Annotated in this window: 24 protein-coding genes and 1 other RNA gene; 14 read left to right on the top strand and 11 right to left on the bottom strand. The window is 65.0% G+C overall.

The genetic code is table 11. The features are described 5' to 3' along the window. Both XM50_RS13145 and ssrA read right to left on the bottom strand, forming a co-directional pair. On the bottom strand, nucleotides 1-681 hold the full coding sequence (locus tag XM50_RS13145; RefSeq protein ID WP_046410137.1) for a prolyl hydroxylase family protein: 681 nt from the start codon (nucleotides 679-681) through the stop codon (nucleotides 1-3). 130 nt (nucleotides 682-811) lie between these two features. Next, nucleotides 812-1,161, bottom strand: a transfer-messenger RNA (tmRNA) gene (ssrA, locus tag XM50_RS19750). A 60-nt stretch (nucleotides 1,162-1,221) separates the two neighbouring features. On the opposite strand from ssrA, the gene XM50_RS13140 reads away from it, so the two are divergent. Beyond that, the gene (locus XM50_RS13140; protein WP_046410136.1) at nucleotides 1,222-1,653 is read left to right on the top strand and encodes an RrF2 family transcriptional regulator; all 432 of its coding nucleotides are present in this window, start codon (nucleotides 1,222-1,224) and stop codon (nucleotides 1,651-1,653) included. Between the two features lie 24 nt (nucleotides 1,654-1,677). On the opposite strand, the gene mscL is transcribed toward XM50_RS13140, so the two are convergent. Beyond that, nucleotides 1,678-2,130 carry a large conductance mechanosensitive channel protein MscL gene (mscL, locus tag XM50_RS13135; protein ID WP_046410135.1) on the bottom strand — a complete coding sequence of 151 codons (453 nt, stop codon included), beginning with the start codon at nucleotides 2,128-2,130 and terminating at the stop codon, nucleotides 1,678-1,680. A 108-nt stretch (nucleotides 2,131-2,238) separates the two neighbouring features. Between mscL and XM50_RS13130 the strand changes: the two genes are divergently transcribed. The 7 genes from XM50_RS13130 to XM50_RS13100 all read left to right on the top strand — a co-directional run bounded on the left by XM50_RS13130 (nucleotide 2,239) and on the right by XM50_RS13100 (nucleotide 8,257). Further along, nucleotides 2,239-2,817, top strand: coding sequence for a LemA family protein (locus XM50_RS13130; RefSeq protein ID WP_046410133.1), 579 nt, complete (start codon nucleotides 2,239-2,241; stop codon nucleotides 2,815-2,817). A gap of 127 nt (nucleotides 2,818-2,944) precedes the next feature. Then, a complete protein-coding gene (locus XM50_RS13125) occupies nucleotides 2,945-3,775 on the top strand; it encodes a TPM domain-containing protein (protein WP_046411642.1) in 831 nt (276 codons plus the stop codon). After that, nucleotides 3,775-4,446 (top strand): TPM domain-containing protein, encoded by a 672-nt coding sequence (locus XM50_RS13120; RefSeq protein WP_197075552.1) that lies wholly within the window; start codon nucleotides 3,775-3,777, stop codon nucleotides 4,444-4,446. The genes XM50_RS13125 and XM50_RS13120 overlap by 1 nt, the downstream gene beginning before the upstream one ends. A gap of 2 nt (nucleotides 4,447-4,448) precedes the next feature. Then, nucleotides 4,449-4,970: an NUDIX hydrolase gene (locus tag XM50_RS13115; protein ID WP_046410130.1), complete on the top strand. Its 522-nt coding sequence runs from the start codon at nucleotides 4,449-4,451 to the stop codon at nucleotides 4,968-4,970. 72 nt (nucleotides 4,971-5,042) lie between these two features. Further along, nucleotides 5,043-6,383, top strand: a complete 1,341-nt coding sequence (locus XM50_RS13110) for a PQQ-dependent sugar dehydrogenase (protein WP_046410128.1) — start codon at nucleotides 5,043-5,045, stop codon at nucleotides 6,381-6,383. Nucleotides 6,384-6,497: 114 nt separating this feature from the next. Next, on the top strand, nucleotides 6,498-7,799 hold the full coding sequence (locus XM50_RS13105; RefSeq protein WP_046410127.1) for an alkaline phosphatase family protein: 1,302 nt from the start codon (nucleotides 6,498-6,500) through the stop codon (nucleotides 7,797-7,799). 8 nt (nucleotides 7,800-7,807) lie between these two features. Continuing rightward, on the top strand, nucleotides 7,808-8,257 hold the full coding sequence (locus XM50_RS13100) for a MaoC family dehydratase (RefSeq protein WP_046410125.1): 450 nt from the start codon (nucleotides 7,808-7,810) through the stop codon (nucleotides 8,255-8,257). A gap of 50 nt (nucleotides 8,258-8,307) precedes the next feature. On the opposite strand, the gene XM50_RS13095 is transcribed toward XM50_RS13100, so the two are convergent. The 5 genes from XM50_RS13095 to petA all read right to left on the bottom strand — a co-directional run bounded on the left by XM50_RS13095 (nucleotide 8,308) and on the right by petA (nucleotide 12,470). After that, the gene (locus XM50_RS13095) at nucleotides 8,308-8,916 is read right to left on the bottom strand and encodes a hypothetical protein (RefSeq protein WP_046410123.1); all 609 of its coding nucleotides are present in this window, start codon (nucleotides 8,914-8,916) and stop codon (nucleotides 8,308-8,310) included. Nucleotides 8,917-8,995: 79 nt separating this feature from the next. Continuing rightward, nucleotides 8,996-9,589 carry an adenine phosphoribosyltransferase gene (locus XM50_RS13090; protein ID WP_082103223.1) on the bottom strand — a complete coding sequence of 198 codons (594 nt, stop codon included), beginning with the start codon at nucleotides 9,587-9,589 and terminating at the stop codon, nucleotides 8,996-8,998. 129 nt (nucleotides 9,590-9,718) lie between these two features. Beyond that, nucleotides 9,719-10,561 carry a cytochrome c1 gene (locus tag XM50_RS13085; RefSeq protein WP_046410122.1) on the bottom strand — a complete coding sequence of 281 codons (843 nt, stop codon included), beginning with the start codon at nucleotides 10,559-10,561 and terminating at the stop codon, nucleotides 9,719-9,721. Nucleotides 10,562-10,586: 25 nt separating this feature from the next. Continuing rightward, entirely contained in the window at nucleotides 10,587-11,873 is a 1,287-nt protein-coding gene (locus XM50_RS13080; RefSeq protein WP_046410121.1) for a cytochrome b, read from the bottom strand. Nucleotides 11,874-11,885: 12 nt separating this feature from the next. Beyond that, nucleotides 11,886-12,470 carry a ubiquinol-cytochrome c reductase iron-sulfur subunit gene (gene petA / locus XM50_RS13075; protein WP_046410119.1) on the bottom strand — a complete coding sequence of 195 codons (585 nt, stop codon included), beginning with the start codon at nucleotides 12,468-12,470 and terminating at the stop codon, nucleotides 11,886-11,888. A gap of 199 nt (nucleotides 12,471-12,669) precedes the next feature. Between petA and XM50_RS13070 the strand changes: the two genes are divergently transcribed. The 3 genes from XM50_RS13070 to XM50_RS13060 are packed head-to-tail and all read left to right on the top strand — an operon-like array spanning nucleotide 12,670 to nucleotide 14,606. Then, nucleotides 12,670-13,128, top strand: coding sequence for a tRNA (cytidine(34)-2'-O)-methyltransferase (locus tag XM50_RS13070; RefSeq protein WP_046410118.1), 459 nt, complete (start codon nucleotides 12,670-12,672; stop codon nucleotides 13,126-13,128). Nucleotides 13,129-13,179: 51 nt separating this feature from the next. Continuing rightward, a complete protein-coding gene (gene hemF, locus XM50_RS13065) occupies nucleotides 13,180-14,022 on the top strand; it encodes an oxygen-dependent coproporphyrinogen oxidase (protein ID WP_046410116.1) in 843 nt (280 codons plus the stop codon). Beyond that, nucleotides 14,013-14,606 (top strand): GNAT family N-acetyltransferase, encoded by a 594-nt coding sequence (locus tag XM50_RS13060; protein ID WP_046410115.1) that lies wholly within the window; start codon nucleotides 14,013-14,015, stop codon nucleotides 14,604-14,606. Before hemF ends, XM50_RS13060 begins: the two co-directional genes overlap by 10 nt. On the opposite strand, the gene XM50_RS13055 is transcribed toward XM50_RS13060, so the two are convergent. Both XM50_RS13055 and XM50_RS13050 read right to left on the bottom strand, forming a co-directional pair. Beyond that, the gene (locus XM50_RS13055) at nucleotides 14,576-15,322 is read right to left on the bottom strand and encodes a hypothetical protein (protein ID WP_156167255.1); all 747 of its coding nucleotides are present in this window, start codon (nucleotides 15,320-15,322) and stop codon (nucleotides 14,576-14,578) included. The two genes, XM50_RS13060 and XM50_RS13055, sit on opposite strands and share 31 nt — an antisense overlap. Continuing rightward, nucleotides 15,319-16,131 (bottom strand): glycerophosphoryl diester phosphodiesterase membrane domain-containing protein, encoded by an 813-nt coding sequence (locus tag XM50_RS13050; protein WP_046410111.1) that lies wholly within the window; start codon nucleotides 16,129-16,131, stop codon nucleotides 15,319-15,321. Before XM50_RS13050 ends, XM50_RS13055 begins: the two co-directional genes overlap by 4 nt. 93 nt (nucleotides 16,132-16,224) lie before the next feature. Here XM50_RS13050 and lipB point away from each other — a divergent pair, with 93 nt between their 5' ends. From lipB to XM50_RS13035, 3 genes are all read left to right on the top strand, one after another. After that, nucleotides 16,225-16,887, top strand: coding sequence for a lipoyl(octanoyl) transferase LipB (gene lipB, locus XM50_RS13045; RefSeq protein ID WP_082103057.1), 663 nt, complete (start codon nucleotides 16,225-16,227; stop codon nucleotides 16,885-16,887). A gap of 88 nt (nucleotides 16,888-16,975) precedes the next feature. After that, nucleotides 16,976-17,227 carry a hypothetical protein gene (locus XM50_RS13040; RefSeq protein WP_046410108.1) on the top strand — a complete coding sequence of 84 codons (252 nt, stop codon included), beginning with the start codon at nucleotides 16,976-16,978 and terminating at the stop codon, nucleotides 17,225-17,227. Between the two features lie 161 nt (nucleotides 17,228-17,388). Continuing rightward, entirely contained in the window at nucleotides 17,389-18,087 is a 699-nt protein-coding gene (locus XM50_RS13035; RefSeq protein WP_046410106.1) for a hypothetical protein, read from the top strand. A 76-nt stretch (nucleotides 18,088-18,163) separates the two neighbouring features. Here the strand turns inward: XM50_RS13035 and XM50_RS13030 are convergent, their stop codons facing one another. Further along, on the bottom strand, nucleotides 18,164-18,655 hold the full coding sequence (locus XM50_RS13030) for an asparaginase domain-containing protein (protein WP_046410105.1): 492 nt from the start codon (nucleotides 18,653-18,655) through the stop codon (nucleotides 18,164-18,166). Nucleotides 18,656-18,692: the final 37 nt, after the last annotated feature.

Here is an 18,692-nt window from a genome sequence, read left to right as displayed (position 1 = left end):
TCACGCCGCCGGGGTCCAGGGCGCTTCGCGGAACCATTTGGTGATGATGTACTTCACGCCCTCCGACACCGACGTCCCCTCGTGCAGGGTCGCGGTGTTGGGGCTGCCATCGGGGTTCATGTTGTTCCAGGCGAGCAGCGTGCCCCGCTTTGGCTTCACGCGCACGCCGGCCTGTGGAAACCATGTCGCGCCGCCCTCGTCGACGTCGTTGAGGAAGATCATCGCGGTCCACACGCGCTGCCCGCCGGACGCCTTCATAGACGGCCAGTAGCTTTCGCCCTCGTGAAAATAATCGTGATGCGCCTTGAAATATTGGCCGGGGGCGTAGCGTTGCCCCTGCATCGTCTCGCCCCAGGCAGGGTCAATGCCCAGCAGGTTGGCGAGGCCCACGTCGATCGGCTCGATATCGGGCGCGCGGCGGTTCATGTCGCAGCTTTCCGACGTGCGGAACGAGCTGTCGCCGCTGTCCGACAACAAGGTCGAGGGGCGCCGATTAGCGTCGATCATCGCGACCAGCCGCTTGCACGTCGCAACGTCCAGATAGTTCGGAATCTTCCACGCCGCCGCTTGCTCGCTGGGCAGCCGGATCGATCGGGGGTCCGCATCAAGCCGTGCTGCCACCGCAGCGCCGATCGCGGCGCGGTGAGCGGAAGGATGACCGGGTACGCTGGTGATCGCCATGACGTCTATTTGCGCGCCAGTCCGACGATAGCAAGACGAAGGTCGATCGGGGATCGGCGACACGCCTTCGAACAGCGGGCCGAACGGAACGGGTGGGGAGCTTCTGTTGCCCGGCGCTCCCCGTGCCGCTGGAATCCGCTTCTGTTGCCCGGTGCGGTCCAACCGCGCTATTTTGGTGTAACCTTAGGCCGTTAAGCCGTCAGGTTACGCCGCAATCGCGAGTGCTTCGTTATCGTTGGCACTTGTGTATGGGCCGTCACGGTGGTCCCATTCCGAGCAAAAACCAGCGCTTTTCAACACACGTCGATCCTGGTTCGGCCCCGTCAACGTCCCTGCTGAAAGCAGAAGCGATGGTGGAGCCGCCGGGTACTGCCCCCGGGTCCGCTGTGCCTATTCTTCGCCGGCGTTTATCGCCATAGCCGCGGGGCAAGCCCCGCGAGCCCGACCCATATAGGATGGCGGACAGAAAGTTGGAAGGGCTAGAAAGTTGGCCGGCGCGCCTTCCAGTCGCCATAATGCGGGTGCATATAACAGGGTATCATGCTTACCCAGCGTTCCCGTTACGGCCTCCGCTCGATGATCTTCCTCGCGACGACACCGGCCGGCGGCCCGCCCGTGCCGATGAACCGCATCGCCGTAGAGGCGAATGTGCCGCGCAAGTTTCTTGAGCTGATCCTCGCCGATCTGCGCGATGCCGGGTTGCTGCACAGCCATCGTGGCAAGATGGGCGGGTACATGCTCGCCCGGCCAGCACACCTCATCTCCCTGGGCGAGATCATCCGCGTGATCGAAGGGCCGCTCGCGCTGGTGCCCTGCGTGAGCCGCACCGCTTATCGCCCCTGCAAGGACTGCAAGAGCGAGGCGGACTGCGCCATCCGGCACGCGATGGCGCGGGTTCGCGACGAAACCGCACGGATCCTCGACGGCACCAGCCTGGCCGACGCGACGGCAGAGGAGATGGCCGCGGCCTGAGCAGGCTGCGGCCGCCCCCGGCGATCATGCAGGGGGACGCGCCTTCAGTTCGTCGCGGATCTCGCGAAGAAGCGCGATTTCAGCCGCTTCTGCCTTCGGCTCCTCGGCCGCCTGCGCCTTTTCCTTCTCGAACATGGCCATCGCGCGGTTCACCGTCCGCAGCAGCATGAAGATGATGAAGGCGACGATCACGAAATTGACCGCCTGCGTGACGAAGGCGCCATAGCCGATCAGCGGCACGCCGGCCTGCTTCAGCGCGACATAATCGGTGGAGCCAGCGAGGTTCGGCGGAATCTTGCCCAGCGGTATGAAATAGCTCGAGAAATCGAGCCCGCCGAAGATCCGGCCGATGATCGGCATCAATACGTCTTCGGTCAGGGAGGTGACGATCTTCCCGAATGCGGCGCCGATGATCACCGCCACGGCGAGATCCAGCACGTTGCCCCGCGCGATGAACGCCCGGAATTCCTTGAGCATGGCTCATCCCTTCATCGTTTCCGCGACGATATCGGGGCATTGCCCTATCGCCAAGAGCGCACACCGTCCTATATTGATCATACAGTGTTTTCTTGGAGACCCACGCCCATGACGTTCCGTCCCCTGCTTCTTGTCGCTGTTTCCGCGAGCCTCGCCGGCTGCGGCATCAACAGCGTGCCCACCGCGGAGGAGAATGCCAAGGCTCGCTGGGCTGATGTGCAGAACCAGTATCAGCGCCGCGCCGATCTGATCCCCAACCTGGTGTCGACCGTGAAGGCGGCCGGCGCGCAGGAGAAGGAGATCCTGACCGAAGTGACCCAGGCCCGCGCCTCGGCCAACCAGATCCAGGTCTCGCCCGAGGAGCTGAGCGATCCGACCAAGATGCAGGCGTATCAGCGCGCGCAGGCCGGCCTGACGCTGTCGCTGCAGCGGCTGCAGGAAGCGTATCCGGAGCTGAAGAGTCAGGGCAATTACACCACCCTGATGAGCCAGCTCGAGGGTACCGAGAACCGGATCACGATCGCGCGCAACGACTACAACACCGCGGTGCAGGAATATAACACCAGGATCCGCACCTTCCCGGATGCGATCGGCGCCAAGATCTTCTACGGCGCGAAGCCGATGGTGCCGTTCGCCGCGACGACGCCGGGCGCGGAGACAGCCCCCAAGGTCGATTTCGGGGCCTGATCACCGAATGACCATCTCCGTCCCCGTTCGTTGGAATGCCGGATCGTTCGTCGCAGGTGTCGCTGCCGGCACCGGCGGATTGACCCCGTTGGTGCTGCGCGCCTGGATCGTCCGGCTGCTTGCCGCGATGATGATGGTGCTGGCGTTCGTCGCCAGCCCGTCATCAGCGCAGACCTTCCCGAAGTTCACCGGGTTTGTCGTGGATGCCGCGAACGTCCTGCCACCCCAGGTGGAGGCGGACCTGACCACCAAGCTCGACGCGCTTCAGCGTGACACGAAGCGGCAGCTGGTGGTGGTCACGGTACCTAGCCTCGAGAATTATCCGATCGAGGAATATGGCTACAAGCTGGGACGCGAATGGGGCGTCGGCCTGAAGGATGTCGACAATGGCGCCATCCTTCTCGTCGCGCCGAATGAGCGCAAGGTGCGCATCGAGGTCGGTTACGGGCTGGAACCCTTCATCACCGATGCACTGTCGAGCGTGATCATCAACCAGGCAATCCTCCCGCGCTTCAAGGCGGGTGACCTGCCGGGCGGCATCGCGGCGGGCACCGATGCGCTGGTGACTCAGCTGCGCTCCTCGCCCGAGGAGGCGCAGGCGCGGCTCGATGCGGCGGTGAAGCAGTTCGATCAGGCCAACAAGGCGCAGCGCACCGGCGGCGACGGCGTGCCGATCGGCATCGTCTTCTGGGGCATGGTCGCGCTCTTCGTCTTTCTGTCGGTCGCGCGTCGTCGCGGCGGTGGCGGCAAGCGCTATCGCGGCGATGGCAGCGGCGCTCTCCCGGTCGTGCTCTGGTCGATCGCCAACGAGATTGGCCGAGAGGCCGGCCGTGGCGGCTGGGGCGGTGGCTCCGGCGGCGGCGATTGGGGTGGCGGCGGTGGCGGCTGGGGTGGCGGCGGCTTCGGCGGCGGCGGCGGTGGCGGCTTCGGCGGCGGCGGCGCCTCGGGGGATTGGTAATGCATCTGAACCCCGAAGATCATGCGGCGGTAACCGCTGCGGTTAAGGCTGCCGAAGCGAATACGAGCGGGGAGATCGTCACGATCGTCGCCGGCCGGTCGGACAGCTATGTGGACATCGGCGTCCACTATGCCGCGCTCGCCATGCTGCTGGTGCTGGCGGTACTGGCGACCTTTCCGGAATGGGTCGATCACCTCCACGCGCTGATCCGCGATCCCTGGACCGATCATGTCTCCACCGGCGCGGCGCTCACCATTGCGACCGCGCTGGCGGCGCTGGCCTTTGTTGCGGTTCGGCTGATCCTGACGGCTGCGCCGCTTCGGATCGCGCTGACGCCGCGCGCGACCAAGGCGCGCCGCGTGCGCCGCCGGGCGCTGGCGCTGTTTCGCGCCTCCGCGGAGCATCGCACGATGGCGGCCACCGGCGTGCTCCTGTACCTGAGCCTCGCCGAGCATCGCGCGGAGATCATCGCGGACGTCGGTATCCACGAGCGTGTGTCGCCCGACGTCTGGGGCCATGCGATGGCGGCGCTGATTGCTGGCGTGAAGGACGGCCGCGCCGGCGAGGGCATGGCCGCGGCGGTCGAGGAGATCGGCGTCGTGCTGGCCGAGCATTTTCCCCGCAGCGGCAGCAATCCGAATGAGCTGCCCGACCGCCTGATCGAGCTCTGACGATGGCAGATGAACCGCCCGCCACGATGTGGGAAGGCCGCTTCATCAAGGTGCTGAAGCAGGGGCCGTGGGAATATGCCGCGCGGTCAGGCGACATGCAGGCCGCGGTCATCCTGGCGATCACCGACGCAGACGAGATCGTTCTGGTCGAGCAGTACCGCGTCCCCCTCGGCCGCCGCTGTCTTGAGCTTCCCGCCGGCCTGGTGGGTGACACCGATGCGGGCGAGGATGTGGCGGATGCCGCCGTGCGCGAGCTGGAGGAAGAAACCGGCTACCGCGCCGGTGCGATCGACATCATCGGTGAGTTCAACTCATCGCCCGGCATGGTCAGCGAGGGCTTCACGCTGGTGCGCGCGGGCAACCTTAGCAAGGTGGGTGATGGCGGCGGCGACGAGCATGAGCAGATCACCGTCCATCTCGTGCCGCTGGCCGAGGTGAAATTCTTCGTCGACGCCAAGCGCGCAGAAGGCGTCGCGATGGACGTGAAATTGCTCCTGCTGCTGGGCGATCAGCTTCTGCGCTGACGCAGCGGTCGCTGGCGGGGCGAAGCATCTCCCCCCTTCCCCGCCCTGCGGCGTCAGTCTATCTCACCGCGCATGCGCAAACACATCCTGATCGTGCTTGGCCTGATCGTCCTGGTGGCGGTGGGCATTTTCGCCTGGCTGAGCTGGCCCGACAAGGCGCGGCTCGATGTGCAGGAGGTGACCGGGCAGCGTCCAAACATCACCGCGCCGCGCAGTCAGATCATCCCGACCGTCAAGGTTGCCGATGCGATCGGCTGGCCGGCGGGTGCGAAGCCGACGCCGGCGGCGGGCCTTAAGGTCGAGCGTTTCGCCGACAATCTCGATCACCCCCGCTGGATGTATCGCCTGCCCAATGGCGACATCCTGGTGGCAGAGACCAACTCTCCGCCGCGCGGGCGCAGCTTCGTCGATCGTGTCATGCGGTACCTGATGGGGCGTGCGGGCGCGGGCGTACCGTCGGCCAACCGCATCACGTTGCTGCGGGATGAGAATGGCGACGGCCGCGTTGATTTCCGGTCGGAATTCATGACCGGCCTGAAATCGCCCTTCGGCATGACGCTGTTCGACGGGCATCTGTACATCGCCAACACCGATGCGCTGGTGCGCGTGCCCTATGAGGAAGGCGCCACCAAGATCACCGCCACACCGGAGGTCGTGGTGAAGCTGCCGGGCGGGGAAAACCATTGGGCGCGCAACGTCATCCCGGCGGAGGACGGCCGCACGTTGTACGTGTCGGTGGGGTCGGCCTCCAACGTCGCCGAAAAGGGCCTCGATCTGGAGCGTCGTCGCGCGGTGATCCTGCAGGTGTGGCCGAAGGAAAAGACCTCGCGCATCTATGCCGCAGGCTTGCGCAACGCCAATGGCATGGCGATCAATCCGCAGTCGAACCAGCTGTGGACCGTGGTCAACGAGCGCGACATGCTCGGCTCCGACATCGTCCCCGATTACCTGACCGCCGTCGAACTCGGCGACCATTTCGGGTGGCCGTGGTATTATTGGGGCGGCTATCCGGACAAGCGCGTGGAGCCGGGCAACCCGCAGCTTCAGCAATATTCGAAGCGCCCCGACTATGCGCTGGGGCCGCACGTCGCGGCGCTGGGCCTCACCTTCGCAGGTGACGTGAAGCTGGGTCAGCGGTTCAACTATGGCGCGTTCATTGGCGAACATGGTTCGTGGAACCGCGTGCCGCCGTCTGGCTACAAGGTCGTCTTCGTGCCCTTTACCGACAAGGGCTGGCCGGTGCCCGGCTCCAAGCCCGTCGACGTGCTGACGGGCTTCCTCGACGCGGACGGCAAGGCGATGGGCCGCCCGGTGGGGGTCATCGGCGATCGCACCGGCGCCATGCTGGTCGCGGACGATGTCGGCAACGTCATCTGGCGGGTTACGCCGGCGGACGCACCGGCGGCGCGCTGAGGCTTCGGTGACGCGATGGAGGGCCGCTGATCGCGGCCTCCATCCGGCGAGCAAATCGCCTGTTGTAACAATGCTGCGCAAGACAGGAGCGGTGACGCGAGCTAACGGGGCGCCATGATCCGTCGACTCGTTCCTGCCTTCGCTGCTTTCACCGCCCTCGCCGGTTGCGCCTATCCCGAGACCCCGCCGGCCCTCCCCTCCGCAACCGCGCCGGCTGGCGTGACAAGCGCGGCCATCGAAATGCAGCGGGCACCCGTCACGATCCTCATCTCGATCGACGGTTTTCATCCCGATTATCTGAAGCGTGGTCTGACGCCGAACCTGTCGCGTCTCGCGGCGGGGGGCGTGACAGGGCCGATGCGCCCCTCTTTTCCCTCCAAGACCTTTCCCAATCACTGGACCATCGTCACCGGCGTACGTCCCGACCGGCATGGCATCGCCGCCAACATGATGGAGGATCCCAGTCGCCCGGGTGAGGTCTTCACCATGGCGAGCGACGATCCCTTCTGGTGGAACGCCGTGCCGCCGATCTGGGTGACCGCGGAAGAGGCCGGCATTCCGACCGCCTCGATGTTCTGGCCCGGCTCGAACGTCGCTTGGGGCGGCGCGCGCGCGACAGCCTGGCCGAACGATATTACCGGCGGCACCCGGCCCTATGACTGGCAAGCCTTCAGCCAGCAGCTTCCCGGCGACAATCGCGTGCGCCAGGTGATCGACTGGATGCGGCGTCCGGCCGCCAGCCGCCCGCGCTTCGTCACCACCTACTTCGACGTGGTCGATACGGAAGGACATCGCGACGGGCCGAACTCACCAGGCGTGAACACCGCGCTTGCCGAGGTGGATCGCCAGATCGGCGCCTTGGTGGAGGGCCTTGCCGAGCTGGGGCAGCCGGCCAACCTCATCATCGTATCCGACCACGGCATGTCGCAGACGTCGAGCGAGCGGGTCGTGGCGCTCGACCGCATCGTTCCCGCCACCGACGCGCGCGTTGTCGAAAGCGGCCCCTATGCGACCTTCGCGCCGCTGCCCGGCCGCGATGCCGCCGTCGCGGCGGCGTTGCTCAAGCCGCACGCCCATATGGAATGCTGGCGCAAGGAGGCGATTCCGGCCCGGTTCCATTATGGCCAGAACGTCCGCGTTCCTGCGTTCCTGTGCCTCGCCGAGGACGGCTGGGAGCTTCAGAAGACGGCACCGACCATGACGTACACGCGCGGCAACCACGGCTTTGACCCTTATGCGCCCAGCATGCAGGCGCTGTTCATCGCCAACGGCCCCGCGTTCGCCCCGGGGAAGAAGGTCGGCGCCTTTGACAATGTCGCCGTTGCCCCCCTGCTTCGTACATTGCTCGGCCTGCCCGCCGACCCTACGCTGGACAGCACGGATGCGGTGTTCCGCCCGGTGCTACGGCGCAGATAGGAGAGGCAATGCAATATTTCGAAGACATCGAGGTCGGTGCGCGGGCAAGTTTCGGCAATTACAAGGTAACGCGCGAGGAGGTCGTCGACTTCGCATCGCGCTACGACCCGCAGCCCTTTCACCTGTCCGACGACGCCGCCGCCCAGACGCATTTCGGGCGGCTGTCCGCCAGCGGGTGGCACACCTGCGCGATGGTGATGTCGATGATCGTGGAGAACGGGAAGCGCCACCCGTCTGCCGGGCTGGGTTCGCCGGGGATCGACGAGCTTCGCTGGGTCAAGCCGGTCTATCCCGGGGATACGCTTCGCTGCGAGACCGAGGTGATCGAAAAGCGCCAGTCGCAGTCGCGGCCCGAGATGGGCATTTTCAAAAGCCGGATGAGCGTATTCAACCAGGACGACGTCGTGGTCATGACCATGGTGTCGAACGGCCTGATTGCCACGCGACCGGCGACCTAGCTGACCATCACCAATGCCTGCCGCGCGCGCCGTTCAGCGCGCGGGCGGGATCACTGTGGGCGGGTGACGGGCCGGTCGGCGCCGCGCCCTGGCCCACCCCGGTTGCCGAAGCCACCCGGCCGGGGGCCTTGCGGACGACCGGCACCGGGCTGGCGACCGGGGTTCTGCGGACGATTATATCCCGGAGTGTTCCAGGGATTTGGCCGCTGACCCGGGGCGGCGCCGGGCGGGCGCGGCCGCCCCGGACGCACGGCATCGGGATTGCCCGGGCGACCCGCACCCCAGTTCGGCCGCCCGGGGCGGTCGGGACGATTGAAGCCACCCCAATCGGGTCGACGATTGGGCTGGTTCCAGCCAGGCCTGCTCTGCCAATAGCGTCGCTGCGCATTGTTCCAGCGCCGCGGGCGACGGTACTGATCGTACACATAGACGCCGGTGCCGGGATAATAGAAATTGTCGTACCAGCCGAAGGTGCCGCCCAGCCCGACGCCATAGGGTGCACCGCCGTAATAATAGGGGTCCCCGTAATAGGGATCGCCATAATAGCCCGAGCCGTAGCCGAGGCCGACGCCACTATAGCCATAGCCGTCGGTACAGGCACTCGAGGCGAAACCAAGGGCCGAGATGATGGCGATCAGCCCTGCACGCTGCCACTTCATGGCATCCTCCTACAACGGCGGAGAAGCGGCTGATACGCGCCGCCAATTCATCGACAACGACAAGCGGTCGGCGAAGTTCCTAATGGCCCTCGAAGGCGACCAGGGCATGCACATCAACCCCGTCCTTCCGTAGCGCGTCGGCGCCGCCCAGCTCGGGCAGGTCAACGAGGAATTGTGCCTGGACGACCCGGGCCCCCGCCTTGCGCAACAAGCGAACGGCCGCGCGTGCCGTCCCGCCGGTGGCGATCAGATCGTCGACCAGCAGCACGCGTGCGTCGGGGGCACAGGCGTCGGCGTGCATCGCGATCCGATCCTGCCCGTATTCCAGGGCATAATCCTCCGCGATCGTGGCACCCGGCAGCTTGCCGTCCTTGCGGATCAGGAGCACGCCCGCATTCAATCGATCGGCGAGCGCACCGGCGAACAGAAAGCCCCGCGCCTCGACCCCGGCGACCAGATCAACCGGACCGGGAGCTGCCGCTGCCATCCGCCCGACGCAGCTCGAAAAGCCGCAACGATCCAGCAGCAGCGTGGTCACGTCACGAAACTGGATACCCGGCTTCGGGAAGTCCGGGATGGTCCGGATCAGCGCCTTCAGATCGGCATTATCGGCGTTTGCCGCTGCGACATGGCGGCTGGCCGCGCTGATCTCAGGGCTCTCGTTCGTGCTCATGCGGCGGGTCATGCGCTCGCACCGAAGCGACCGCAAGCCGCACAACAAAAAAGCCCCGGCCGCGAATGGCGACCGGGGCTTTCTCGCTATCGATCCCGGCCGGCGTGCCCGGGATCGTTCTGGTTCAGCTCAGTGCTTAACCCCGCGCCAGACGTTCTGGTACGCACCCCAGGTCAGGAACACGAAGATCGCGAGGAAGATGATCGCGGCAAATCCTGCGGCGTGACGCGATTCCAGGTTCGGCTCCGCGGTCCAGGCGAGGAATGCCGACACGTCCTTCGACATCTGCTCCTTGGTCGCCGGCGTGCCGTCCTCGTAGGTCACCTGCCCGTCGGCCGTGATGGGCGGCGGCATCGCGATGTTCAGGTTCGCGAAGTACGGGTTGTAGTGAAGGCCCTGCGGCGTCTTCGCGTCCGGGAACTTACGCAGCAACTCTGCCGGCTGGTTCTGATAGCCGTCCAGCAGCGACGCAACGTAATTGGCGCCATCATGACGAGCCTTGGTGATCAGGGACAGATCAGGCGGCAGCGCATTGTTGTTGGCCGCACGCGCCGCGACCTCGTTCGGGTACGGGCTCGGGATACGGTCAGACGGGATGTTCTTCCGCGTCATCGCTTCGCCCGTGTCCGGGTTCACGCTCGGCTGCTCGATCGGCCACGCCTGGGCAAGCGCCTTCACCTGGCCCTCGCTGTAGCCGAGCTGCTCGAAGTCGCGGAACGAGACATACTTCAGGCTGTGGCAGGCGGCGCAAACCTCCTGGTAGACCTTGAGGCCACGCTGCAGCTGCTGCTTGTCGAACTTGCCGAACAGGCCAGCGGAGGAGAGCCCCGCATCCTTGGGATGGAGGTGGAACTCATGTTCGGCGGTCTCCGGTGCCGGATCACTGATCGCGGTGGAAACCGTCCCGAACAGCGCGATACCGAGCACGAAGACGAATCCCGCGCCGATCAGGAGTGCGATGGTACGAACCATTTTCTTTCAATTCCCCCGTATCGGCTCAGTGTGCCAGCGCGGTCTGTGCAGGCGAGGTTCCGCCATGCTTGGCAAGCACCGCCTCGGTGATCGAATTCGGCAGCGGGCGCGGACGCTCCGAGCGCGAGACGATCGGCAGGATGATCAGGAAGTGCGCGAAGTAATAAGCCGTCGCGATCTGACCGATGATGACGTTGCGAGCATTCGCTTCCGCGCCACCGATATAGCCCAGGACCAGCACGTCGATTGCGAGCACGGCCAGGAACCAGCGGTACGTCGGACGATAGTTGGCCGAACGAACCGGCGAGCTGTCGAGCCACGGCAGGAAGAACAGCAGCAGGATCGAGCCGAACATCGCCAGCACGCCCCACAGCTTGCCCGTCAGGATGAAGTCCGCGGTGAAGCTCTTCAGGATCGCGTAGAACGGCAGGAAGTACCATTCCGGAACGATGTGCGCCGGCGTCGAGAGCGGGTTCGCCTCGATGTAATTGTCCGGGTGACCCAGCATGTTCGGCGAGAAGAAGATCAGCGCCGCGAAGACCAGGAAGAACACGGCAACGCCGACGCCGTCCTTGGCCGTGTAATACGGGTGGAACGGAACGGTGTCCTGCTCACCCTTCACGTCGACGCCGGTCGGGTTGTTCGAACCCGGGATGTGCAGCGCCCAGATGTGCAGGATGATGACGCCCGCGATGACGAACGGCAGCAGATAGTGCAGCGAGAAGAACCGGTTCAGCGCAGCATTATCCGGCGCATAGCCGCCCAGCAGCAGCACGCGGATCGGCTCACCGACCAAGGGAATGGCCGAGAAGAAGCCGGTGATCACCTGCGCGCCCCAGAAGCTCATCTGGCCCCACGGCAGCACGTAGCCCATGAAGGCGGTCGCCATCATGAGAAGGAAGATCACGACACCCAGCAGCCACACCATTTCACGCGGCGCCTTGTACGACCCGTAATACAGGCCGCGGGCGATGTGGATGTAGACCACGGCGAGGAACATCGAGGCGCCGTTGGCATGCGCATAGCGCAGGAACCAGCCGCCGTTGACGTCGCGCATGATGCTTTCGACCGAGCCGAAGGCGACCAGGCTGTTAGGCGCATAATGCATCGCCAACACGATGCCCGTCACGATCTGGCACACCAGCGCCAAGCCGGCGAGCACGCCGAAGTTCCAGAAATAGTTGAGATTGCGCGGCACCGGATAACCGGCGCCAACAGCGTTGTAGACGAGGCGCGGCAGCGGCAGCTTCTCGTCCATCCACCGCATCAGCGGCTGCTTTGGCTCATAATGCTTGGCCCAGGGAAAGCTCATCTGTGTGCTACCTCAACCGACCGTCACGACGGTGTCGGACGTGAATTCATATTCGGGAACGACGAGGTTCGTCGGTGCGGGACCGGAGCGGATGCGGCCGGCAGTGTCATAGGCAGAGCCGTGACACGGGCAGAAGTAGCCGCCGAACGGCCCCTTGTTCTCGCCCTCGCCCGCACCCAGCGGCACGCAGCCCAGGTGGGTGCACACGCCCAGGGTGATCAGCCAGTTCTTCTTGCCCGACTTGGTGCGTTCCTCCAGCGTCTGCGGATCGCGCAGATCGCTCACCGGAACGGCATCGGCCTCGGCAATTTCCTTCGGCGTCAGATTGCGCACGAACAGCGGCTGCTTGCGGAACGTCGACTTGATCGACTGACCCGGCTCGATCTTGCTGATGTCGATCTCAGTCGTCGACAAAGCCAGCACGTCGCCCGACGGGTTCATCTGGTTGATCAGCGGCAGGACGATAACGCCCGCGCCGACGCCAGCCCATGCAACAGCCGCGATATTGATGAAATCTCTACGACGGGGATCGTGCCCGTCTTCCGCTTCAGGCGTTGGGTAATCGCCCGGAGTAATTGTGTTGTCAGCCGTCGCCATTCACCAACCCTTGTCCAACCGGCCCCGGCGGGGAACGCGCATTTGGAAAGAGCCTCCCCGACGCCCGCCTTTTTTCCCCATCGCCCCGCGGGGTCGGCGGGTTGATAGCTTCGCACCCTGCGCCTGCCAATGGTGATTTTGCGATCATTCACCGGCGCTTCATCATGGCGGCACGGCTCACCATTGCTAAAGCATTGCCATGCGACTTGCGCTTTACGAACCGGACATCGCCGGCAACGTGGGAACGATCCTGCGCACCGCCGCCTGCTTTGGCGTTCCCGTCGACCTCATCGAACCAATGGGTTTTCCCTGGAGTGACAAGGCGTTACGCCGCTCCGGCATGGACTATCTTCCGGCAGGACAGGTCACGCGGCATGTCGATTGGGCGACGTTCAACAAGGAGCGTGATGGCCGGCTGGTGCTTGCCAGCACGCGCGGCGCGACCGACCTGTGGGACGCCCGTTTTGAACAGTCGGATATCCTGCTTTTCGGCAGCGAAAGCGCTGGCGTGCCCGACGACGTGCATGCTTGTGCCGATCTGGCCGTGCGGATTCCTCTGCTTTCGGGCATGCGATCGCTCAATGTCGCAGTCAGCGCGGGAATCATCCTTGCCGAGGCCCTGCGCCAGCTCAGGCATGCTGAGGCGCCTGCCCGGTAGGACATTCTGGCACCTCGACACCCGATCCACCCTGTCTCTAAAGGCGCGATCATGCTGACGCTCGATCCAGAACAGACCGCCGCTCGCCAATGGTTCGAGCATCTCCGCGACCAGATCTGCGCCGCATTCGAGGCGATCGAGCGCGAGGCAGGATCGGAGGCCAGCTTCACCTACACGCCCTGGGATCGTCACGACCCGTCGGGCGAGCCGGGCGGCGGCGGCGTTCGCGGGGTGATGAAGGGCCGCGTGTTCGAAAAGGTCGGCGTGAACGTGTCCACCGTCGGCGGGACGTTCGAGAGCGAGTTCGGCAAGACGATCCATGGTGCGGGCGATGATCCGCGGTTCTTCGCGACCGGCATCAGCCTGGTGGCGCACATGGCGAACCCGCATGTGCCGGCGGTTCACATGAACACCCGCTTCCTCGTCACCACCAAGCGGTGGTTCGGCGGCGGCGCGGATCTCAACCCGCCGCTGCCAATCAGCGAGGACACCGAGGACTTCCACGCGGCGCTGAAGACGGCGTGCGACGCGCACGATCCGGATCATTACCCGCGGTTCAAGAAATGGGCGGACGATTATTTCTACATCCCGCACCGGAAGGTTCATCGCGGTGTCGGCGGCATCTTCTACGACCATCTGGAAGGCGCGTTCGCCGACAATTTCGCATTCACGCAGGATGTCGGCAGTGCCTTTCTCGACATTTACCCGAAAATCGTGCGGCGGCGCATGAACATGCCCTTCACCGATGCGGAGATGGCAGCGCGCAACGAATGGCGCGGTCGCTATGCCGAGTTCAACCTCGTCTATGACCGCGGGACGCTGTTCGGCCTCAAGACGGGCGGCAACATCGACGCGATTCTGATGAGCCTGCCACCGGTCGCCACATGGGGCTGACGCCCGTTCCTGATGACCAACTGGCCACCGTCGTCACGACGCTGGAGATGACGACGCGGCCGCCGCTACGGCCGCTGCCCTCGTCTCCCCTGCGACTCTTTCGCTGGCGGCAACCGGGCGCCGACGCCTACCGAATCCTGTTCCGCCGGGTTGGCGCACCCTGGCTGTGGTTTTCGCGGCTGGTGATGGACGACGCCACGCTGCTGCCCATCATCCGGGACCCGCGGATCGAACTCTATCCGGTGATGGATTCGATGGGGATCGAGATCGGTTTCGTCGAACTCGACTTTCGTCAGCCGTCGGTTGGCGAGATTTCCTATTTCGGATTGGTCCCGGAACTGACCGGCCGCGGCCACGGCCGCTGGCTGATGGCGGAGGCGCTGCTGCGCGCCTGGCGGCCGGGGATCGAACGCCTCACGGTCAATACCTGCACGCTCGATCACCCGTCAGCGCTCAATTTCTACCGCGCGCAGGGCTTTGTCCCGATCCGCCGAACGGTGGAAACGTTTGCCGATCCGCGGGTCGCCGGGCTGCTCCCCGCCGACGTCGCGCCTCACATCCCGCTGCTGACCCCGCGGCGATAGACCACCGTTCCCACCATCAGGATCGCAATATTGTAGATCGTCGTCGCGGCGGTCAGCAATATCGCCACCATGGCGATCAGGAACGGGTTCTCATGCTCCGGCTGACGCAGCCAGGTGTCGAGCGGGAACAGCGGCCGAACGATGATCCACTGCGCCAGAAACAGCGACACGACCGCGCCCAGGATCGCCCAGGCAGGCTTGGCAGTGAGACGCCAGCTACGACTGATGGCGCGCGCTGCGCTGAGCTCAGACGCCGCAGCCAGCGCCGGCAGCGCCGCAATCAAGCGCGCCTGAAAATAGAGCCCCGGAAAGACGAACAGCCACAATCCCAGCCCGACGGGAATGGCGATGAGCAGGTTGAGCAGCACGAATCGCCACAGGCGTCGGACGGCGGCGCCAAGGCTGCCGATCACTGTCAGCCGATCCGGCGACAACAGCAACAATGCGATTGTCGCCAGGCCGATCATCCCGATCAGGTCCGCCAGCACGTAGAAAAAGGCGTTGCTGTTGCCCCAGGCGGATACGGCGTTGATCCACTGCTCCATGGCAGCTTCATCGCCGCGCTCGGTCGGCAGTGCCGGCAGCGGGTCGCACAGCAGCTGGACCGCCAGCGCCGGCAGGAAGATGAGCGGCCCGGCAATGCGCAGGATGAGGTCCGCATCGCGGCGGAACACCCGCCAGGCGTTGGCCAGCAGGTTCATGAAAGTAGGGGTCACGCAGCGTCCTTAACATCACGCGCGGCAAGGTAGAACTGGCCGGAAAAAACCGACTGGATGATCCCGAAAAGCGCCGTAAGGGCCGCCGTCGTGATCGCCACCGCCAGCGCCACCAGGCCAGGGTGATCCGGCCCCACGATCAATCGCGTGATCAGCCCGGCCACGTTGGTGGCGGCCACCACCGCGACGAGGCAGACGATCCCGAACAGGATCAGCACGCCGATCAGCTTCCATGTGCTCCCGCGCGTCAGCTCGAAACTGCGGCGGATCGCGCCCAGGCCGCGGCGTTCGTTCACGATTACCGCCAGCAGCGGCACGAAGCGCGCGGTCACCCAGAACATCAGGGCGAAGAACAGGATGAAGTACAGCCCGGCGGCGGCCGCCACCCCGAGGTTCAGATTGGCCTGCGCCTGCCCAAGCTGCGCCCGAGTCACGTCCAGCCCCGCCGCCACCATCAGCAGAACGCCGGGCATCACGATCAGCAACGCCGCCAGCGTCAGGAGAAGGACGATCCCGATTGCCGGCCCAAGGCGCTGGATGCCCAGCGCGGCCGCGCGCGGACGATCGACGTTAGGATCGGTGGCAACCGCCGTGATCGCCAGCGTGCCAACGGTCGCGAGCAGCGACACCATCAACGACAGGATCGCGGTTCCGCTACCCGGCTGGCCGGGGGTCTCGGCCATGGCATCGACGCTCGCCTGCACGACGGTGGGCGCGAACAGGAACACCAATGCAAGTGACAACAGAATACCGAGCCGTCCGGCGATGACCGCCTTTGTGCGGTCCCACACCGTTCCCATGCTGATCATCAATCGACTCTGCTGCTGTTGCGACGGGTGGACGCTACTCGATCGGACGAATGGTTGCCAATCGCCCTGCCCGGTCGCATCTGCTCCAGTGCGATGGACATCAACGATCTCGAATGGCGGGTGACGCCGGGGCTGACCGACTATTCTGCGGCACTGAAGGAGATGGAAGCGCGGGCGGCCGCTGTCGCTGCGGGCGAGGCGCGCGAGCTTGTCTGGCTGCTCGAACATCCCCCCGTCTATACGGCCGGGACCAGCGCGTCCGCCGACGAGTTGCTCGACGCGCGCTTTCCCGTCGTCGATGCCGGCCGCGGCGGCCGCTACACCTATCATGGGCCTGGACAGCGGATCGGCTATCTCGTCCTGAACCTGGCGGAGCGTGGGCGCGACGTGCGCTGTTTCGTCCACGCACTGGAAGGATGGATCATCGCCGCTTTGGCGGAGATGGACATTCCCGCATTTCGCGCCGAGGGCCGGATCGGGATCTGGACCCAGGACGCGCAGGGCCGGGAAGCGAAGATCGGCGCGATCGGCGTGCGCGTGCGCCGCTGGGTGACGATGCACGGCTTCTCCGTGAACCTTTCGCCCGATCTGTCGCACTTCACGGGGATTGTGCCCTGCGGCATCGCCGACTATCCCGTGACCAGCGCCGCGGCGTTGGGGGCCAGCCATGATATTGAAACCTTTGATGCTGCGCTGGCGTTGACGAGCCGCGCTTTCCTCGAAAGTCTAACTTGTTCGCGTAAAATCGAGACTTGAGGGGGCGGCGTTCTCTGACTAATATCCAGTCTGATTTGGGTATTAAGGATCCGTCCGCCGTCCAAATCCTTTATCTAGGGAGCTATCCATGCGTGCTATCTCGAAGATCCTGACCGGTTCGGCCATCGCGGCTGCAGCGCTCGCCGTGTCGGCTTGCGGTTCCAAGACCGAAACCAACGTCGACAACACCACCATCACTGATCTGAACGCCACCGAGGGCATGGACACCATGACCGACAACATGACGGCGGTTGACGGCGCGATGAACGACGGCATGCTGGCGAACGACACGATGCTGTCGAACGACATGATGATGATGAACGGCACGAACGCGATGTAATCATCGCGTCTCTGACGTGATTTAATGGGCCGCCTGGGCAACCGGGCGGCCTTTCTGATTCGGGCGTCACAAATTCGACCGGCCGTGCATGATCTGTGTTGGAGGTTCGGTCCAAAAGGCGTAAGAATCCCGCGCGTTGCGAGTAGCGGGGAGTGGTATCAATGGTTGGGTTGCGGGTCTTCGGTGCGAGCGTGGTCATGGCTGCGCTGGTCGCGTCGGCGCCGGCGTCGGCGCAGTTTTTCATGAAGTCCAAGGACCTTTCCGGTCAGGCTGTCCGGGGGGATGAGCCGGGCATTGCGCAGGCACTGCCGGGCGCGACCGAGAAGGAGGTCCGCGCGGCCCTCGCCTGGACGCTGCGTGCCGGCATGAATGTCGCCGCGCTTCAGTGCCAGTTCGAACCGACGTTGCTGACGGTCGAGAATTACAACGCAATCCTGCTCGACCATCGGGCCGAGCTGAAGGATTCGTACGATACGGTTTACGACTACTTCAAGCGCACGCACAAGACGCCAAAGGCTGCGCAAACGGCGTTCGACCAGTTCGGCACCAAGACGTATTCGAGCTTCAACGCGATCGCGGCGCAGTACAACTTCTGCCAGACCGCCGGTTCGATCGGCCGTGCGCTGATCTATGCGCCGCGCGGCAGCTTCGCTGCGGTCGCGCAGGAGCGGATGCGCGAGATGCGCAATAGCCTGTCGCCTTGGGGTGAGCAGCAGTTCCCCCGCTCCTTCTATGCGGAATCACGCGTCCCGCGGCTCGACAAGGTCTGCTGGTCAAAGAAGGGCGAGTGGCAGACGAAGAAGTGCGGCTCGCTCGATTTCCCGCCGCCGGTGGCCGCAGTGAGCCTCGCGCAGCGGTAAGCCTCAGGCTTTGCCAGGATCTGGACGGCGCCGCAGCGATGCGGCGCCGTTTTCATTCGGCAGCTCCGATTGACGATCACACCGGTACGAAGGCGTTCTGGCTGCGGTCCTTGCGCACCTTGGCACCGTCGAACACGGTTCCGTTCATCGCGATCCAGACGCCTGGCGGCGCCACCTGCGCGGTGGCGAATGCCATGCCGAGATTGAAGGCCGCGTCGCTCTCCGCAAAGCGCGCCGGCGACAATGCGCCGACCAGTACGACCGTTTTCCCTTCCAGCCCGCTCAGCGCCTGCGCCGTCTCGGTCATCGTGTCGGTGCCATGCGTGATGACGATCCGGTCCTCCGGCGCGTGTGTGACGGCGTCGCGAATGGCGGCGCGATCCTCATCGGTCAGTTCCAGGCTGTCCTTGCGCATCAGGCCGACAATGCGGTGGGGCAGCGTCACGCGCGCGGTGTGGAGCAGCCGGTCCACCACCGTGTCGCCGATCTGATAGGTGCTCAGCGCATCGAAATAGAGCTTGTCGATGGTTCCGCCGGTGGTGAGGATCAGCACTTGAGTCACGGGCAACACTCCGCCGTTCTGTTAACGAGCAGCGCCATGACCC

Source organism: Sphingomonas sp. Ag1, assembly GCF_000980895.1.
Classification (GTDB): domain Bacteria; phylum Pseudomonadota; class Alphaproteobacteria; order Sphingomonadales; family Sphingomonadaceae; genus Sphingomonas; species Sphingomonas panaciterrae.
Note: the sequence above shows the minus strand (reverse complement) of the source record. Positions and strands in the feature narration are given on the sequence as shown.

Excerpts from the sequence above, each read along its gene's own strand:
- XM50_RS13145 (WP_046410137.1), bottom strand. The coding sequence starts at position 681 with ATGGCGATCACCAGCGTACCCGGTCATCCTTCCGCTCACCGCGCCGCG.
- XM50_RS13140 (WP_046410136.1), top strand. The coding sequence starts at position 1,222 with ATGCTTACCCAGCGTTCCCGTTACGGCCTCCGCTCGATGATCTTCCTC.
- mscL (WP_046410135.1), bottom strand. The coding sequence starts at position 2,130 with ATGCTCAAGGAATTCCGGGCGTTCATCGCGCGGGGCAACGTGCTGGAT.
- XM50_RS13130 (WP_046410133.1), top strand. The coding sequence starts at position 2,239 with ATGACGTTCCGTCCCCTGCTTCTTGTCGCTGTTTCCGCGAGCCTCGCC.
- XM50_RS13125 (WP_046411642.1), top strand. The coding sequence starts at position 2,945 with ATGATGATGGTGCTGGCGTTCGTCGCCAGCCCGTCATCAGCGCAGACC.
- XM50_RS13120 (WP_197075552.1), top strand. The coding sequence starts at position 3,775 with ATGCATCTGAACCCCGAAGATCATGCGGCGGTAACCGCTGCGGTTAAG.
- XM50_RS13115 (WP_046410130.1), top strand. The coding sequence starts at position 4,449 with ATGGCAGATGAACCGCCCGCCACGATGTGGGAAGGCCGCTTCATCAAG.
- XM50_RS13110 (WP_046410128.1), top strand. The coding sequence starts at position 5,043 with ATGCGCAAACACATCCTGATCGTGCTTGGCCTGATCGTCCTGGTGGCG.
- XM50_RS13105 (WP_046410127.1), top strand. The coding sequence starts at position 6,498 with ATGATCCGTCGACTCGTTCCTGCCTTCGCTGCTTTCACCGCCCTCGCC.
- XM50_RS13100 (WP_046410125.1), top strand. The coding sequence starts at position 7,808 with ATGCAATATTTCGAAGACATCGAGGTCGGTGCGCGGGCAAGTTTCGGC.
- XM50_RS13095 (WP_046410123.1), bottom strand. The coding sequence starts at position 8,916 with ATGAAGTGGCAGCGTGCAGGGCTGATCGCCATCATCTCGGCCCTTGGT.
- XM50_RS13090 (WP_082103223.1), bottom strand. The coding sequence starts at position 9,589 with ATGAGCACGAACGAGAGCCCTGAGATCAGCGCGGCCAGCCGCCATGTC.
- XM50_RS13085 (WP_046410122.1), bottom strand. The coding sequence starts at position 10,561 with ATGGTTCGTACCATCGCACTCCTGATCGGCGCGGGATTCGTCTTCGTG.
- XM50_RS13080 (WP_046410121.1), bottom strand. The coding sequence starts at position 11,873 with ATGAGCTTTCCCTGGGCCAAGCATTATGAGCCAAAGCAGCCGCTGATG.
- petA (WP_046410119.1), bottom strand. The coding sequence starts at position 12,470 with ATGGCGACGGCTGACAACACAATTACTCCGGGCGATTACCCAACGCCT.
- XM50_RS13070 (WP_046410118.1), top strand. The coding sequence starts at position 12,670 with ATGCGACTTGCGCTTTACGAACCGGACATCGCCGGCAACGTGGGAACG.
- hemF (WP_046410116.1), top strand. The coding sequence starts at position 13,180 with ATGCTGACGCTCGATCCAGAACAGACCGCCGCTCGCCAATGGTTCGAG.
- XM50_RS13060 (WP_046410115.1), top strand. The coding sequence starts at position 14,013 with ATGGGGCTGACGCCCGTTCCTGATGACCAACTGGCCACCGTCGTCACG.
- XM50_RS13050 (WP_046410111.1), bottom strand. The coding sequence starts at position 16,131 with ATGATCAGCATGGGAACGGTGTGGGACCGCACAAAGGCGGTCATCGCC.
- lipB (WP_082103057.1), top strand. The coding sequence starts at position 16,225 with ATGGACATCAACGATCTCGAATGGCGGGTGACGCCGGGGCTGACCGAC.
- XM50_RS13040 (WP_046410108.1), top strand. The coding sequence starts at position 16,976 with ATGCGTGCTATCTCGAAGATCCTGACCGGTTCGGCCATCGCGGCTGCA.
- XM50_RS13035 (WP_046410106.1), top strand. The coding sequence starts at position 17,389 with ATGGTTGGGTTGCGGGTCTTCGGTGCGAGCGTGGTCATGGCTGCGCTG.